Here is a 16,273-nt window from a genome sequence, read left to right on the forward strand (position 1 = left end):
AGATAATTGGTTTCTTAGAAGAAATTATCTTCTAAGAAAGAGAATGTTTATACAGCGCCTTTTGGAGCTGTAAATGCTGTTATTTTAGGCGGTAATCCCTTATATTTTTCTATATTTACTAAGCCTGTATGAGAAATGTTTCCGTTTGCTAATTCAGAAGTTGGCATATCAATAGTTAAGACATTTACATTTCCGTATTTGCACATTCCTTCATCATTTGGATCATACCAGCCACCTTCGCATAATTTTACAACATTTGGCATAATATCTTTAGTTACCACAGCACCTGCGAGAACTTGACCTCTTTTATTGAAAACTCTTACAATATCACCATTTTTGATTCCAAGTTTTTTAGCATCAATAGGATTGATTAAGATAGGTTCTCTATCATTTACTGCATATTTTTCACGCAATGAGGTATGGCACATTTGAGAGTGAAGCCTATCTGTTGGATGATTAGTTAGTAGATGAAAAGGTGTTTCCTTAGTAGCATTTCCTAGCCATTCTATCGGCTCCATCCACATTGGATGTGCTTTGCAGTCTTTATAGTTATACTTTTCGATAGTTTTTGAGTAAATTTCTATCAAGCCTGATTCAGTGCCTAGAGCATTTAAGATAGGATCTTCAATAAATTCAGAAAATCTCACCCATTCCATGCTTTCTATGGTTGGAGAAAAAGTTATAGGCTCATTTTTGGCCCAAAATTCTTCAAAACTTGGCATTTTTGGCTCAAATACATCCCCATAAGCTTGAGTTTGTTTTAAAGCGCTATTGTAGTATTCTTTAATAAAATCTTTTGCTTTATTACCATTTTCGGTATAAGCATTAAATACATCATCTCCATACACTTTACAAATATCAGCAAAAATTTCATAGTCATCTTTGCTCTCGCCTATTGGTAATACTGCTTGCTTCATTGGAGCTATATTCATATTAGAATAATCTCCACTCATGGTAATATCATCTCGTTCATAAGAACTTGTGGTAGGCATTACAATATCTGCCATTTTGGCAGTTGGAGTCCAATAAATTTCATTTACAACTATAGTTCTTGGTTTTTGCCATGCTTTGATGTTAGTGTTTGTATTTTGATGATGTACTATAGGATTTCCACCTGCCCAATAAATAAAGTCAATATCAGGATAGGTTATTTTAGAACCATTATTGTCTATAACTTTCCCAGGATTTAATAAAGCATCAGCTATTCTAGCTACAGGAAAAGAATAACTAGCAGTATTTTGTAGCCATTCAGCACCACCTTGAGATTCTCCATTTTTTGGCATACCTTTAAATTTACCATTTTCCCAAATTCCCACAGCTCCTGCTGTAATACCTCCTATAACACCACCTTTGCATGATGGAACACCGCCATTACTATAGTGATAACTTAAGCCAAAGCCACCTCCTTTAGTACCAATTTGTCCGATCATTGAAGCTAGGGTTATTAACATCCAATGAGGTTGCTCGCCATGATGAGCTCTTTGCATACCCCAACCACTCATGATCATAGTAGGGTTATCATAAAAGCTTTCAGCTAGTGTTTTGATGATTTTTTCATCAATTCCACAAATTTTACTTGCCCATTTTGTATCTTTTTTAATGCCATCATTCTTGCCATCTAAATAAGCTTTGAACTTATCAAATCCACTTGTATAATTTTCTAAAAATTCATAATTGACTTTATTTTTTTCGATCAAATGACTAGCCATGCCTATCATCATAGCAACATCTGTATTTGGTTTTGGAGAGATCCATTGTGCATTTAAAAATTTAGCAGTTTCGGTTTTTATAGGATCTATACAGATAACCTTGATTTTACTATTTTTTAATTTTTCAAAGTAAGCAAGACCTCTTTGATCGTTTGAAGTCCAAGCTATTCTTAAAGTAGCGATAGGATTAGCACCCCAAATAACTACTATTTTAGAATGTTCTAAAATGTTTTCCCATGAAGTTTGCTGTTCATATACTTCAATAGAGCCTACAACATAAGGCATTATTATTTGAGAAGCTCCGGTTGAGTAATCTCCGGTAGTCCCTACAAAACCACCTGTGACATTTAAAAATCTATGGAGCAATATTCTACAATTTTGCATATTTCCACTAGATTTCCATCCGTAGCTTCCACCAAATATAGCTTGAGTTCCTTTTTGCTCTCTTGTTTTTTTAAGTTCTTTTGCTATAAGTTTTATAGCCTCATCATAACTTACACGCACAAATTCATCTTTTCCTCTAAGTTCAGGTTTTGGACTGTCGGGATTTTCAAGATAGCTTTTTCTAACATAAGGATATTTCACGCGTGATTTGTAGATCATATCTGCTGTATAGTGTTGTAAAGGATTGTCAATTTGTGTTACTTTTTCCCATGGCTCACTTTTAATTACCACACCATCTTTAATGGTAAGTTTTAAAATTCCCCAATGTGCTGCTGTTATCACACTTCCATTTTTTACTAAACCAGAATTTATTTGAGAAACTTCTATATTTTTACTCATGGCTAAACTAGGAGCTAAAGGCAACACGCTTAACCCTGCTCCGATTTTTAAAAATTTTCTTCTATCAAGTCCCATTTTATTTTACCTCCTTAAAATCTTTTGCATTTTTTTGCAAATACTGTATCACTAGCCAATGATCTTTCTTATCAATTCCTGTTCTATTTACCATTGATCTAAAAGTAGCAGGCCAGCCATTAGCACTAAATTCACTTTCTTTATGAACGCTATGACAAATTCCGCAATTATTCATATAAAGTTCTTTAGCTTTTATAAACATTTCTTTGTTGCTTTTTGCAAAATCTTTCTTGTCAGTCCAAACTTCTATGGTAGCTTTATCCCATTTTCCATTTTTGCTTTTAGTATAAGTTTTAAAATCAAGTTTTGTATTTTTAGAAAATGCAGCAACTATAATTCTTTGACTATTGTTGTAATAAAGCACAGAAGGCGAAGCAGGATTAACATAGCCTGTGATCTTGACTAAAACTTTATTTCCATCAGCTTTTAATACTTCAAAAGGATTTGTGGGTAGCAATCTACCAACAGCTTTTGTGTCATTTTTGCTTAAGTAAAGTGAGCTTACTTCACTTGTAAAAAATTCATTTTTAGCGCAAACAAAAGAAACAAGCGCTAAACAGAAAACTAAAATTTTTCCCATTTTGCCTCCTTGATATTTTTAATATAAACTTATTGTATAACTTTAGTATTAAAATTTTCTTAGTATAAAAATATAAAAAATGCAATAATAAATATTATCTAATAATTTTTTATTAATTTTTAATTTATTTGTTTTTATGTTTTCATAAAGTCTTTTCAATCCTTTAAAGTAAATTTTAGTAAAATATAAAATATTCTTTATAAAGGTTAAAAATGCACTTTACTTTGCTAAATGAAAAAGATTTTTTCAACCCCTACTACCGCAAAAAGCAAATTACACAAAATGAATTTGACACTTTTAGCAAGGCTTTAATACAGTATTTAGAAAGGCTTGAAAGCTCACAAAGTGAAAATGAAGATTATCTTGTAGCTAACACACTTAGTCCATTTTTAACCACTCTAAATTTCAAAACCCACATCAAAACCAAGCAAAAAGGCAAAAGCGAGATTGATTTAGCCATTGCTAAAGATGAGCTTAGCAAAGACTTAGAAGTTCTCATCGAAGCTAAAAAGCCCAACTCAAAAGAATTCATCACCCACGCAAAGCCAAATTCCAAAGCCTTGCATGAAGCCATTTTGTATTATTTTAGAAACAGAGAGCATAGCTTTAGTTTGAAATTTATCATCATCACAGACTTTTATAAATTCTACATTTTCAAAGCTAGTGAATTTGAAGAGCTTTTTTATAAAAACACAAGCTTTAAAAAGCTTTTTGAAGAATTTCAAAGCCCAAATTCACTTTTTAAAGGCAACACTGATGAATTTTACAAAGAAGCAAGCAAACTTATAGAAAATTCCAAAGAAAGCTTAAAAGGCTTTTTCATCGATTTAGCCTTTTTAAAAGACAAGCAAAAGTCAAATTTCAAAAATCTAGCAAGCATTTTTAAAACCTTTCATAGAGACTTTTTGCTAAATGAATTTAGCCCAAATGACGCAAACTCACTAAACAACGCATTCTATAAAGAGCTTTTATACATCCTAGGTTTAAGCGAGAGCAAACAGCTTTCTAAATTCATCATCACACAAAGTGAGCAAAGCAAACAAGCCCAAGGCACACTTTATCATCTCATAGCGAGCAAGCTTCCAAAGCATGACTTTGAAGAGGTGCTAAAATTCATCATACTTTGGCTAAACCGCATTTTATTTTTAAAGCTTATTGAGTCTAATTTAGTTAGATTTAACGATGATAAAACCCTTAAATTTCTAAACTATGAAAAAATTCCAAATTTTACTACCCTTTCACACCTTTTCTTTGATATCTTAGCTAAAGAAAAGCACACAAGGACGCAGAGTAAATTTAGCTATTTGCCTTATTTAAATTCATCACTTTTTGAAAAACAAGCCATCGAAAAAACCACACTAGAAATCGCCACTTTGGAAAATGATGCTTCGCTAGAGTATCACCCACACACGCAGTTAAAAGATGACAAGGGAAAAAGTAAAAAAGGCAAAGTAGGTTTGCTAGAGTATTTGTTTGAGTTTTTAGACAGCTTTGATTTTGGAGCAGATGAGCAAAGCGAAGAACTCATCAAACAAAAAGAACTCATCAACTCAAGCGTTTTAGGAAATGTCTTTGAAAAACTAAATGGCTATAAAGAAGGTAGTTTTTATACCCCAAGTTTTATCACTTCATATATGTGTAAAGCAAGCATAGAAAAAGTCGTGCTAGATAAGTTTAACCATACTTTTAAGCTAAATGCCACCAAGCTAAACGAGCTAAGAACCCAGCTACGCCAAGAAAAAATTTCTCAAGAGCAAAAACTAGTCTTGCTAAAGTCCATACGCATTTGCGATCCTGCGGTGGGAAGTGGGCATTTTTTAGTTTCAGCTTTAAATGCCATGCTTATGGTGCATTATGAGCTTGGTTTGTTTGAAGAGGACTTTTACCTAAGCGTGCAAAATGATGAAATTTTAGTGCAAAATCACAAAGGCCAGTTTTTAGAGTATAAACGCCCTGATTTTGACAAAGACAAAACCCACCTTTGTCAAAAAGAACTTTTCGAGCGTAAAAAAGACATCATAGAAAACAACCTTTTTGGAGTAGATATCAACCCAAACTCATGTGAGATCACTAAACTAAGGCTTTGGATAGAGCTTTTAAAACACAGCTTTTATGAAAGCTTTGATGATACAAACTATCATGATCTTAAAACCCTACCAAATATCGATATCAACATAAAATGTGGGAATTCGCTTATAAGTTATTTTGAAATTCACAAAAGCCTTTCTCACTACCCAAACATCAAAGAACGCATGGATAAATACAAACGCATAGTCAAAGACTACAAAGAAGGCTTTTACACCGATAAAACTCTCATTGCTAAAGAGATCAAAAACCTCAAAGAATCTTTTAAAAATTTCTGTTTAAAAGACAAATTTGCCAAAGAGATCAAGCAACTTACCAACGGTGCTAATGAATACTCTAAAAAATACGGCGATTTTTTAGCACAAGATGAAAAAGATGAGAATTTTAGAGCATTTTTCTCTAAAAATATGTTTGAATTTGACTTTGATGAAAGTGCTGCCAAGAAAGAATTTAAAAAGCTTAAAAAGCTTTATGAGAGTATATTTGACTTAGAAAGTGCAAATCCTTTTGAATGGCGTTTTGAATTTAGTGAAGTGCTTGATGAGGGCGGGAGCTTTCAAGGGTTTGATCTCATCATTGGTAACCCACCTTACATCAGACAAGAAGACATCAAAGAGTTAAAGCCAAATTTAGCCAAAAATTATAAAGTCTATAAAGGCACAAGCGACATTTATACTTACTTTTATGAGCTTGGGTTTAATGTGCTAAAGCAAAATGGTGTTTTGTCTTTCATCACTTCAAACAAATACACAAGAGCAGGTTATGGAGAAGCTTTAAGAGGGTTTTTACTCAAAAATACCACACTTTTAGAATACATCGACCTAAATGGTATAAAAGTCTTTGATAGTGCTACGGTAGATACTTCTATACTAAGCTTTGAAAAAGCAAAAACTAAAGATAATAGCTTTAAGTACCTAGCCCCAAACACCGAGCTTTTAAAAGAAAATGACTTTAATATAGAAAGCATTTTAAATTTTAACAAAATCGCACAAAATTCTTTAAGCAAAGAAAGCTTTACTTTTAACGATGAGGGCACAAACGCGCTAAAAGCAAAGATAGAAAAGCACGGCACTCCACTTAAAGACTGGCATGGGCTTAATATAAACTATGGTATAAAAACGGGCTATAATGAAGCCTTTATCATCACTACTGAAAAAAGAGATGAAATTCTAGCTAAATGCAAAGATGAAGCCGAAAAAGAACGCACCGCCAAACTCATACGCAAAATGCTACGCGGTAGAGATATAAAAAGATATAGTTATGAGTGGGCAGGGCTTTGGGTGATCAACACTCACAATGGCTATAAAAGCAAAAGTGGAGAAAAGATAGAAGCGATAAACATAGATGAGTACCCTAGCTTAAAACAGCATTTAAAGCCGTATTATAAAACTTTAGAAAAAAGAACTGACAAAGGAAAAACACCTTATAACCTTAGAAATTGTGCTTATTTGGAAGAATTTGAAAAAGAAAAGATAGTGTATAGTGAAATAGTAAGAAAACCACAATTTTATTTAGATACAAAGTCAAATTTTTACGCAGAAGCAACAAGTTTTATTTTAACAGGGGAAAATCTAAAATATCTCATTGCTTTTTTAAACAACGATTTTGTGGCTTTTATGTTTAAAATGTTTTATGCCGGTGGAAACTTAGGTGAAAATGGATTTAGATACAAAAAAGCATTTTTAGAAAGACTTCCTATACCAAAAATAAATTCTAAAAATGAAAAACTAGCAAACGAGCTTATAAGCTTAGTCGATGAGATTTTAGTTTTAAAAGAACAAGACAAAAAAGCAGACACCAAAACTCAAGAAGATAAAATAAACTCTATCGTTTATAAACTTTACAACCTAAACGAAGAAGAAATAAAAATCATTGAAGGAAAATAATGGAAAAAATAAATATTAAATTATTAAAAAATGAGATTGCATATGGAAAAAGATGAAAAACGTCGTAAAGAAATAGAAGATATTCTAGAAAAAGATGATGAAGAATTGGCTAAATTGTATATGAAAAAATATTACAAGACAATAAGAGAAAAGAGAGAAGAAATAGCTAATGCTTTAAAAATAAAAGTGGATGATGTTGTTTATGATAAGTCTGAAAAATTTATATCAGGAAATAGAAATAAATTTGAAATTTATCATAAAACAATAAAACATTTTGATATTTATTCTTTAAATGAGTATGAAATAGATTTTTATCATTGTAATATTGAGTTTATCCTTTCAAAAGGACCTTCAGTATATGCAGAAAATATCAATTTCAAAAAATTGTATTTTATAAATTGTAAAATAAGTATTAATATCGTTGATGATTTTTGTTGTGAAAATATACATTTTTTAAATTGTGATATTTATTCTTTAAGTTTCAATAAAGTTATTGTAAAAGGAAATATTAAATTTTCAAATTCTAAATTTGTAAACAAATCCGTTTTTAATAGTTGTATTTTTCAAGATAGTATTTATTTTAATAACTCTCATTTTAAAGATTATGTTGATTTGCACGCGTGTAAATTTGAAAATTCAGTTTGTTTTTATGGAGTAACATTTGAAAAAACTCCAAATTTTAGTGCTTGTTATTTTAAAGAGCAAAAAGCTGTAAATTTAACAAATGTCAATATAGATAATTTAGATTTTGAATCAGTTGAAAAATACATAGAAGATAATTATCAAGATGAGACTTATAAAAACGAAATTGAAAATATACACAGTGAAGAAAAAGAAAAAATAAATCTGATTAATAATAAACATCAATTAAGATGTACTAAAAATTTAAAAGATTCTTTCAGAGTTATAAAAGATGTTTTGATAAGCCAAAATAATATTTTAGAGGCTCAAGAATGGCATAAGCTAGAACTTTATGCAAAAGAAAAAGAGCTGGAGATAAATTTAGAAAAATACGAAAAAATAATGTTTAGCCCTAGAAAAATAAAATATAAATATTTAAATAAAAAGAATATTACTTGTGTTAATTTTATTAATGGAATGGAGTGGTGTGTTAAGAATTTTTTTGATAGTCTCTTTACTCCAATTGAATATTTTATAAATATTTTTGGTGCCATATTATATTATTTTATCATGGGGGGTAATCCATTTTTTTCCATTAATTTTAAAGCTTGTCAAAATATTATTTTTGATTATATGTTTTTATGGAAAATTTGAAAACAAATATAATTTTAGAATATTTTCAAATAAACAAGTCAGTAATATTATAGTTAAAGATATAAAACGAAAGTTATATGATTATACAATATGGACAAATTGTGTCTTATTGATTGTTTATAGAGCAACAAGTGATCATCATACAAATTTTTTAAAAATCTTTAATTTTACCATTGGTATGATAACTTTATATTGTAGTTTTGTTTTTGTGGCAAATAAACTTCCTTTGGTTTTTTCTTTAGTAGAGAAATATAATAACTATTTTATTATTGTGCCTCTTGTAATAATGTTTTTTTTATTAATAGTAAATTTTTATATCAAAAAAATAAAACAACGACGTTTTATAGGGCTTTTTTTTATGTTTGTTGGTATTTCTATAATGTTTGTATTGTTTTTTCCGGGATATTTTTTTAATGCCATAGAGTTGGTTTTGTATGTAGTATTATTGTGGATTTTTACTATATTGTTTAATTCTAGTAGAGAAATTATCATATTTTCTCTTCGCTTGTATATATATTTAGGATTAATATATTGTCTAGTTATGGCTTCACAATTTATTAACCCTTTTATAGGTGTTTTTTCATCAGAAAAACTTCATGAAAGTAAAATTGAAAAAGCCATTCAAGATTTAAATTCTAGTTCTATTTTAAATCTTGCAAAAATTTCTCATAAAGATTTTAACCTATCTTGGCATTATCAAGACATTTCTTTTGTAGAACTAGATGCGGCTAAGAAGTTGATCATGGAAAATAAAGAAAATATCTTAGATTTAAAAGAACAAAATTTAACCATAGCAACAGAATTTTTAGGTAAAAAATATACCGAAATTTCTAAAGCTATAAAGCAAGATAAAATCACGTCAAATGTCATAAAATCCACTAGTGTTTTATATAGTATTATACTTTTACTCTGTATATTCTCACTCCAAAAAACCGCACGCAAAAACTCCATAGTACCAAGCTAAAAGCAAAATCATGCTTTTAGCTTTAAAGTGTGATGAAAAATTTGATTTAAAAATACTTTTGATATAAATATTTTTATTATATTTATATTTTGTTTCAAATATAAACAATACTTTATATTTTATTTGTAAAGTGTAAATTTTTGTTTTTATTAAAAGAGAATTTTTATACGAAATGTTACTCTTATACTCATATAGTTAATTTTTTCTAACAAAAATACACAAAAATAAAAATATTTGTTAAGCTAGATATTGGAAATTTTTATCAAAAGGAAAAATATGTGGCAACAAATATATAATCCATTTGACAACATACTTTTAAGTGCTTTGGTGGCTTTTTTGCCTATTTTGTGCTTTTTGCTTTCTCTTGTAGTTTTCAAACTCAAAGGCTATCAAGCAGGCTTTTTAACTCTTATTTTATCAAGTGTTGTGGCATTGTTTGCTTATGATATGCCGTTTTCTTTATTAGGTGCTAGCTTTATACAAGGTTTTGCAAATGGTATTTGGCCTATAGCTTGGATCATCATCGCGGCCATATTTTTATATAAACTTTCTATCAAATCAGGCTCGTTTGAAGTGATAAAACAAAGTGTTATGAGTATCACTCCAGATCATAGAATTCAAGTGATTTTGATTGGATTTTGTTTTGGTTCTTTTTTGGAAGGTGCTATAGGTTTTGGAGGGCCAGTGGCTATTACCGCTGCATTACTTGTAGGACTTGGGCTTAGACCATTATACGCCGCAGGACTTTGCCTCATAGCCAATACCGCTCCGGTAGCTTTTGGAGCAGTTGGAATTCCTATTATAGCGATGAGTAATCTAGCAGGTATAGAACAGCACAGTGTTTCAGCTATGGTGGGTAGGATGCTTGTGCCTCTTAGCTTGACTATACCATTTTTTATAGTATTTTTAATGGATGGTTTAAAAGGGGTTAAAGAAACCTTTCCTGCTATTTTTGTCGCAGCCGTTTCTTTTACTGCTACACAATTTTGGAGTTCAAATCATTTAGGTGCAGAACTTCCAGATATTATTTCAGCGGTTGTTTCTTTGTCTGTTACTACGATATTTTTAAAATTTTGGAAGCCAAAAAATATTTTTAGATTAGATGATGTAAAAGACTTTGAAAACTCACAAAAGCTAGAATTTAAAAAAGTATTTTTAGCTTGGATTCCTTTTATACTTTTGATTATTTGTATTATTATATGGACGCAACCTTGGTTTAAGGCTTTATTTGCTAAAGATGGAATATTAAATTTTATGCAATTTACTTTGAAATTTAATGAAGCCTTAGGAGCTATCATAAGTCCTGATATAGTTAATCCACAAATCACAAAAACAATGATTCCATCACATACTATAGATTTAGTAGCACAAGCAGGAACTGCTATTTTAGTGGCTGCTTTAATGAGCATTGTTGTGTTGAAAATAAAAATCAACGAAGCTACCGAGTGTTTTTGGGAAACTTTAAAAGAAATGGCCACTCCATGCTTAACTATAGGCTTAGTAGTTGCTTTTGCCTTTATAGCTAAAAATAGCGGTATGAGTACTACTTTAGGACTTGCTTTTTCAAATACAGGCGATGCTTATGCATTTTTTTCTCCCATCATAGGATGGATAGGTGTGTTTTTAACAGGTTCTGATACTAGTTCAAATTTGCTTTTTGGGACATTACAGCAAGTTAGTGCTCAAAAATTAGGAATTTCAGAAACTTTATTTTTAGCAGCAAATTCTGTTGGTGGAGTTGTGGGTAAAATGATATCTCCTCAAAGTATAGCGGTAGCTTGCGCAGCAGTTGGACTTGTAGGAAAAGAATCTGAATTGTTTAGATTTACTTTAAAATACTCAATAGGTTTTATAATTCTAATAGGAATTTGGACTTTTATTATAGCATTTTTCTTTCACGGGATCATCCCTGAAGCAGTGCTTTTAAAATAAGGATTGATGATGAAAAAAGTGTATTTATTTGCTACTTGTTTGGGTAGTGCGATAATGCAAGAAAGTGTTTTAAACGCGGTTAGACTTTTAAGAAGAGAGGGAGTTGAGGTTATATTTAAAAAGCAGCAAACTTGTTGCTCTCAACCCTCATTTAATTCAGGGTATTTTAAAGAAAGTAAAAATATAGCTTTGCATAATATAAAACTTTTTACTCAAAATTATCCTATAGTAGTGCCAAGCGGTTCTTGTGCGGGGATGATGAGTCATGATTATTTAGAGCTTTTCAAAGATGATGAGCATTTTAACTTGGTAAAGGAATTTAGCTCTAGAGTGATTGATCTTAGTCAGTATTTAGATGAGGTTTTAAAGGTTGATTATGAAGACAAAGGCGAACCTATAAAAGTGACTTGGCACTCTAATTGCCATGCATTAAGAATTCAAAAAAGCATACAAGCGAGCAAAAATCTGCTAAAAAAACTCAAAAATGTGGAATTAATTCCTCTAGAATTTGAAGAAGAATGCTGTGGTTTTGGAGGAACTTTTTCTGTGAAAGAGCCTCAAATTTCAAACTCTATGGCACAAGAAAAAATCAAAGATATCCAAAATACAGGCGTAAAATATGTATTAAGTTCTGATGGTGGGTGTTTGATGAATATTGCAGGCACGATGAGTAAAATGGGGCTTGATATAAAAGGAATTCATTTGTATGATTTTTTAAACAAGCGTCTTGAAGGAGTTGCGATATGAAAATGACACATGAACAAATTGTGGATGTGAAAATTCATGATAAGCAAATGCGAGAGAATTTAAGATCTGCCATGCATACTTTGCAAAAAAATCGTTTAAAAGTTATAGATGAGAAATTTAATGATTGGCAAGGACTAAGATCTAAAGCTAAGCAAGCTAAAAACAATGCTTTATCAACTTTACACGATAGGCTTTTAGAATTTGAACAAAATGCCACTAAAAATGGCATAAATGTCCATTGGGCGAGTTCTGATGAGGATGCCTGTGAGATTATATATGAATTAATGGTAGAAAAAAACATCGGTAAAATTCTAAAAGGTAAATCTATGGCTAGTGAGGAAATAGGTTTAAACCACTACCTAGAATCCAAAGGCTTAAAAGCCATAGAAACAGATTTAGGCGAACTTATATTGCAGTTAAATGATGAAACTCCCGTGCATATTGTAGTTCCAGCGGTGCATAAGAACCGCTATGAAATCGGTAAAATTTTTCAAGAAAAATTAGGCTCTAATTTAGAAAGTGAGCCAGAAAAGCTAAATTCTATTGCAAGAAAGCATTTAAGAGATGAATTTGAAGGGCTTAAAATGGGACTTAGCGGAGTAAATTTTGCTATGTCTAAAGAAGGCGCTTTTTGGCTTATAGAAAATGAGGGAAATGGTAGGATGTGCACCACAGCAAGTGATATACATGTAGCACTTTGTGGTATAGAAAAAGTTATGGAAAGCTTTGAAGATGCTGCCACTATGGTGTCTTTACTTACTCCATCAGCTACGGGTCAATTTATACCAACTTATAACAATATCATTACAGGACCTAGAAAAAATGGAGATTTAGATGGCCCAAAAGAAGTGCATATTATTCTTTTTGATCATAATAGAAGCAAAATGCTAAATGATGAAGATTATTATGAAGCTTTGCGTTGTATAAGATGTGGGGCTTGTATGAATTTTTGTCCTGTGTATGATAAAATAGGCGGCCATACTTATCAAAGTGTATATCCAGGGCCGATCGGAGAAGTCATAAGTCCTAATCTTTTTGGTATGCAAGAAAATGGTGATATTCTTACTTTTTGCTCGCTTTGTGGAAGATGTTCTGAAGTTTGTCCGGTAAGAATTCCTCTTGCGGATTTAATACGCAAATTAAGAGCAGCAAAAGTAGGTCAAGGAAGTTTTGATAATATCGCTCCAAATACTGCTGAAGCTATGGCATTTAAGATTTTTGAAAAAGTAGCTACAAGTCCTATTATTTGGAAAAATACTTTAGCAAATTTACATAATTTTAATTGGCTTTTGCAAAAAGGAAAAAATTCTTTACCAGTAGTTAAAAAATGGAGTGCTTATAAGGAATTTCCACAAATAAAACTTGATCTTTATAAAGAACTTGAAAATATGCAAGGAGTAAAGTGTGAGTAGAATAAATGAAATTTCTTCACAAAGCAAAAAAGCTATTTTGGATAAGATTAAAAATACACATTTATCTTTTGAAAAAATTCCGACTATAGATCCTATAGAGCATATCAAAACAAGTGATGATATGTATAGTGAGTTAAAAGAAAAAATGAGTGCAAATAAATACATAGTAGAAGAAAGCTCGTTAGAAAAATTAGAAGAAAAAATCAATCAAATTGTTAAAAGTTATGGCTATAAAAGTCTTATTTATCCTGATAATTTAAATTTAGATATAAATAAAATTGAAGCCGAAAAAAAGACTTGTTTTAATCAAGAGATTGAAAAAATACGAAAAGAAGTTTTTCATAGTGATTTTTCTATCATCCAAGCAAGAGTTGGAGTAAGCTCACATGGAGTTGCTTTAGTTTTGTCTGATAAAACTCAACCAAGAATGCTTTCTTTGGCTCCTATGCTTTGTATTGTCTTATTAAAAAAAGAAAATATTGTAAAAAGCATTAGCCAAGCATTGAATTTAGTAAAAGAAGAAAATGAAATTTTACCTAGCAATATTTTGTTTATAGCAGGGCCATCAAGAACTGCAGATATTGAACTTATCACTGTTTTTGGAGTTCATGGATCTCAAAAGGTTCATATTATACTTTATTGATTTATTTAGAATTTGCACTTAGTGTAAATTCTAAAATCACCTTCAAATCAAAAATTAACTTCTTGGTTTTTAAAACATTAATTAAATTATATTTTTATCAACCTTTGCTATTTTATTGATTTTAGTTATATTTAAGATATTTTTTGACATAGTAAAAAAGGTATTAACTTAAATTTTAAAACTATAAAAAGGAAAATCATGTTAAAAACAAGTTTTAAAAAGGCAGTATTTTTACCAAGTATTAGTATTATAGTTGTTTTAAGCCTTAGTTGTATTTTCTTGCCTAAACTTACAAATGATTTTATCAATCATATAAAAAGTGGAATTTTTGCAAATTTTTCATGGTTTTATATATTAAGTGTGAGCTTTTTTGTGTGTTTTATGCTCGCACTTGCACTTTCAAAATTTGGCGATATTAAACTCGGCGATGATGATGAAAAACCTCATTTTAAATTTACTTCTTGGCTTGCTATGCTTTTTGCTACGGGTATGGGCGTGGGGCTTATGTATTTTGGTGTGGCTGAACCTCTCATACATAAAAAAGCCTTGCAAACAAGCGATGAAGAAGCTATGCTACATACTATCTTTCACTGGGGAATTCACCCATGGGCTATTTATGGGGTGTGTGCTTTGGCTATGGCGTATTTTGGTTTTAGATATAAAATGCCTCTTAGTTTGCGTAGTGCTTTTTACCCTTTGCTTAAAGATAAAATTTATGGTTTTTGGGGAAATTTGGTTGATATGCTTGCTTTAATTGTCACGGTTTTTGGCATTAGCACTACACTTGGTTATAGTGCATCTCAACTAAATGCGGGCTTTTCAAATTTGGGTATTTTAAACGGACAAAGCTTTTTAGAACAAAGCGTGATTATAATCATCATTATTTCTTTAGCCACACTCTCATCGATTAGTGGCTTAACAAAGGGTTTAAAAATTTTAAGTGAAGCAAATTTAGTTTTTGCAGTGTGTTTAATGCTTTTTGTGCTTTTTTCAACAAATACCATCCAAATTCTTTCGCAATTTAGCTCTAATATTGGAAATTATTTGCAAAATTTAATTTCTTTGAGCTTTAAGACTTATTATTATGAAAAAGAACATATAGAATGGTTTAATAATTGGACTATTTATTATTGGGCTTGGTGGCTTAGTTGGGCACCTTTTGTGGGCTTTTTCATTGCTAAGATTTCTCGTGGTAGAACGATAAGGGAATTTATTTTTGGCGTGCTTGTAGTGCCTACTAGTTTTAATATACTTTGGTTTAGCATTTTTGGCAATAGTGCTTTAAATTTCAATGATATTTTAAGTCCTTTTACTTCAGCACCTGAAAGTTTGCTTTTTTATTTTTTACAAAATTTTTCTTTTTCTTATTTTAGTTCTTTGCTTGCGCTTTTGGTTTTAGCTTTGTTTTTCATCACTTCAGCAGATAGTGGGATATTTGTGTTAAATTCTTTAAGTAGTGGTGGCGCTCATGAGCCATACAAATGGCAAAATATCCTTTGGGGTTCTTTGCTTGCGCTTTTAGCTACTTCTTTGCTGTATTCAGGTGGCTTGGGGGCGATTTTAAGTATCACTATGATAGTGGCTTTACCTTTTGCATTTTTGCTTTGTTTGATGTGTTTTTCATTGCTTAAAGGCTTAATTGTAGATGTGAATTATTCTTTAACTAAGCTTAGTCAAAGTAGTGTGTATTTTACAGGAGAATTTTGGCAAGAAAGACTTGCTAGAATTTTAAAACAAAGCAAAGAACAAGACATACAAAATTTCTTAAATACCAAAGTTAAAAATGCTATGGAATCACTCAGCCAAAGTCTAAAAAACTACGGCTTGAAAACACAGATCGTTCAAGAAAAATCAAGTATAAGTTTGATTATAAAAAAAGAATTTGCAAAAGATTTTATCTATGGAGTGCAAGTAGTAAAAAAACAAGCAAGCCAAAGCATAATCGATGATAAATTTATGCCAACTTATTCTAAAGAATTTATCTTTGAGCCACAAACTTTCTTTGCTGATTCGCGTAATGGTTATAATATAGAGTATTTAAACGAGCAAGAAATCATCGTAGATATACTAAAGCAGTATGAGAGGTATTTGCAACTTTTATTTGATGATAAAAATGAAATTTTTACCAAAGCTTATGATTAAAAAGCGTTATAATTACACTTTATTCTTATAAGAAAGGCCT

General features: G+C 30.8%; 9 protein-coding genes and 1 pseudogene. 8 read left to right on the forward strand and 2 right to left on the reverse strand.

What is annotated here, in order from left to right; genetic code table 11:
* Positions 1-47: 47 nt before the first annotated feature.
* Complete coding sequence (locus tag L8V85_RS05165) at positions 48-2,567, reverse strand: molybdopterin guanine dinucleotide-containing S/N-oxide reductase (RefSeq protein ID WP_263737606.1); 2,520 nt, start codon at positions 2,565-2,567, stop codon at positions 48-50.
* Position 2,568: 1 nt separating this feature from the next.
* A complete protein-coding gene (locus L8V85_RS05170) occupies positions 2,569-3,147 on the reverse strand; it encodes a cytochrome C (RefSeq protein WP_263681110.1) in 579 nt (192 codons plus the stop codon).
* Positions 3,148-3,359: 212 nt separating this feature from the next.
* On the opposite strand from L8V85_RS05170, the gene L8V85_RS05175 reads away from it, so the two are divergent.
* The 8 genes and pseudogenes from L8V85_RS05175 to L8V85_RS05210 all read left to right on the forward strand — a co-directional run bounded on the left by L8V85_RS05175 (position 3,360) and on the right by L8V85_RS05210 (position 16,233).
* Positions 3,360-7,118 carry an Eco57I restriction-modification methylase domain-containing protein gene (locus L8V85_RS05175; protein WP_263737607.1) on the forward strand — a complete coding sequence of 1,253 codons (3,759 nt, stop codon included), beginning with the start codon at positions 3,360-3,362 and terminating at the stop codon, positions 7,116-7,118.
* A 42-nt stretch (positions 7,119-7,160) separates the two neighbouring features.
* Positions 7,161-8,393, forward strand: a complete 1,233-nt coding sequence (locus L8V85_RS05180; RefSeq protein WP_263737608.1) for a pentapeptide repeat-containing protein — start codon at positions 7,161-7,163, stop codon at positions 8,391-8,393.
* A gap of 88 nt (positions 8,394-8,481) precedes the next feature.
* A pseudogene (locus L8V85_RS08420) lies at positions 8,482-9,357 on the forward strand (hypothetical protein); the annotation flags it as partial.
* Between the two features lie 276 nt (positions 9,358-9,633).
* On the forward strand, positions 9,634-11,289 hold the full coding sequence (locus L8V85_RS05190; RefSeq protein WP_412175248.1) for an L-lactate permease: 1,656 nt from the start codon (positions 9,634-9,636) through the stop codon (positions 11,287-11,289).
* A 6-nt stretch (positions 11,290-11,295) separates the two neighbouring features.
* Positions 11,296-12,036 (forward strand): (Fe-S)-binding protein, encoded by a 741-nt coding sequence (locus tag L8V85_RS05195; RefSeq protein WP_263681107.1) that lies wholly within the window; start codon positions 11,296-11,298, stop codon positions 12,034-12,036.
* On the forward strand, positions 12,033-13,448 hold the full coding sequence (locus L8V85_RS05200; RefSeq protein WP_263660437.1) for a LutB/LldF family L-lactate oxidation iron-sulfur protein: 1,416 nt from the start codon (positions 12,033-12,035) through the stop codon (positions 13,446-13,448). The genes L8V85_RS05195 and L8V85_RS05200 overlap by 4 nt, the downstream gene beginning before the upstream one ends.
* The gene (locus L8V85_RS05205; RefSeq protein WP_263660438.1) at positions 13,441-14,091 is read left to right on the forward strand and encodes a LutC/YkgG family protein; all 651 of its coding nucleotides are present in this window, start codon (positions 13,441-13,443) and stop codon (positions 14,089-14,091) included. Before L8V85_RS05200 ends, L8V85_RS05205 begins: the two co-directional genes overlap by 8 nt.
* A 198-nt stretch (positions 14,092-14,289) precedes the next feature.
* Positions 14,290-16,233: a BCCT family transporter gene (locus L8V85_RS05210; protein WP_263681105.1), complete on the forward strand. Its 1,944-nt coding sequence runs from the start codon at positions 14,290-14,292 to the stop codon at positions 16,231-16,233.
* Positions 16,234-16,273 lie beyond the last annotated feature (40 nt).

Source organism: Campylobacter sp. IFREMER_LSEM_CL2090 (genome assembly GCF_025771865.1).
GTDB classification, from domain to species: Bacteria; Campylobacterota; Campylobacteria; order Campylobacterales; family Campylobacteraceae; genus Campylobacter_D; species Campylobacter_D lari_D.

What these genes read in the sequence shown, in the direction of transcription:
- L8V85_RS05210 (WP_263681105.1), top strand. Translation starts at nt 14,290, where the DNA reads ATGTTAAAAACAAGTTTTAAAAAGGCAGTATTTTTACCAAGTATTAGT.
- L8V85_RS05175 (WP_263737607.1), top strand. Translation starts at nt 3,360, where the DNA reads ATGCACTTTACTTTGCTAAATGAAAAAGATTTTTTCAACCCCTACTAC.
- L8V85_RS05200 (WP_263660437.1), top strand. Translation starts at nt 12,033, where the DNA reads ATGAAAATGACACATGAACAAATTGTGGATGTGAAAATTCATGATAAG.
- L8V85_RS05190 (WP_412175248.1), top strand. Translation starts at nt 9,634, where the DNA reads ATGTGGCAACAAATATATAATCCATTTGACAACATACTTTTAAGTGCT.
- L8V85_RS05170 (WP_263681110.1), bottom strand. Translation starts at nt 3,147, where the DNA reads ATGGGAAAAATTTTAGTTTTCTGTTTAGCGCTTGTTTCTTTTGTTTGC.
- L8V85_RS05195 (WP_263681107.1), top strand. Translation starts at nt 11,296, where the DNA reads ATGATGAAAAAAGTGTATTTATTTGCTACTTGTTTGGGTAGTGCGATA.
- L8V85_RS05180 (WP_263737608.1), top strand. Translation starts at nt 7,161, where the DNA reads ATGGAAAAAGATGAAAAACGTCGTAAAGAAATAGAAGATATTCTAGAA.
- L8V85_RS05165 (WP_263737606.1), bottom strand. Translation starts at nt 2,567, where the DNA reads ATGGGACTTGATAGAAGAAAATTTTTAAAAATCGGAGCAGGGTTAAGC.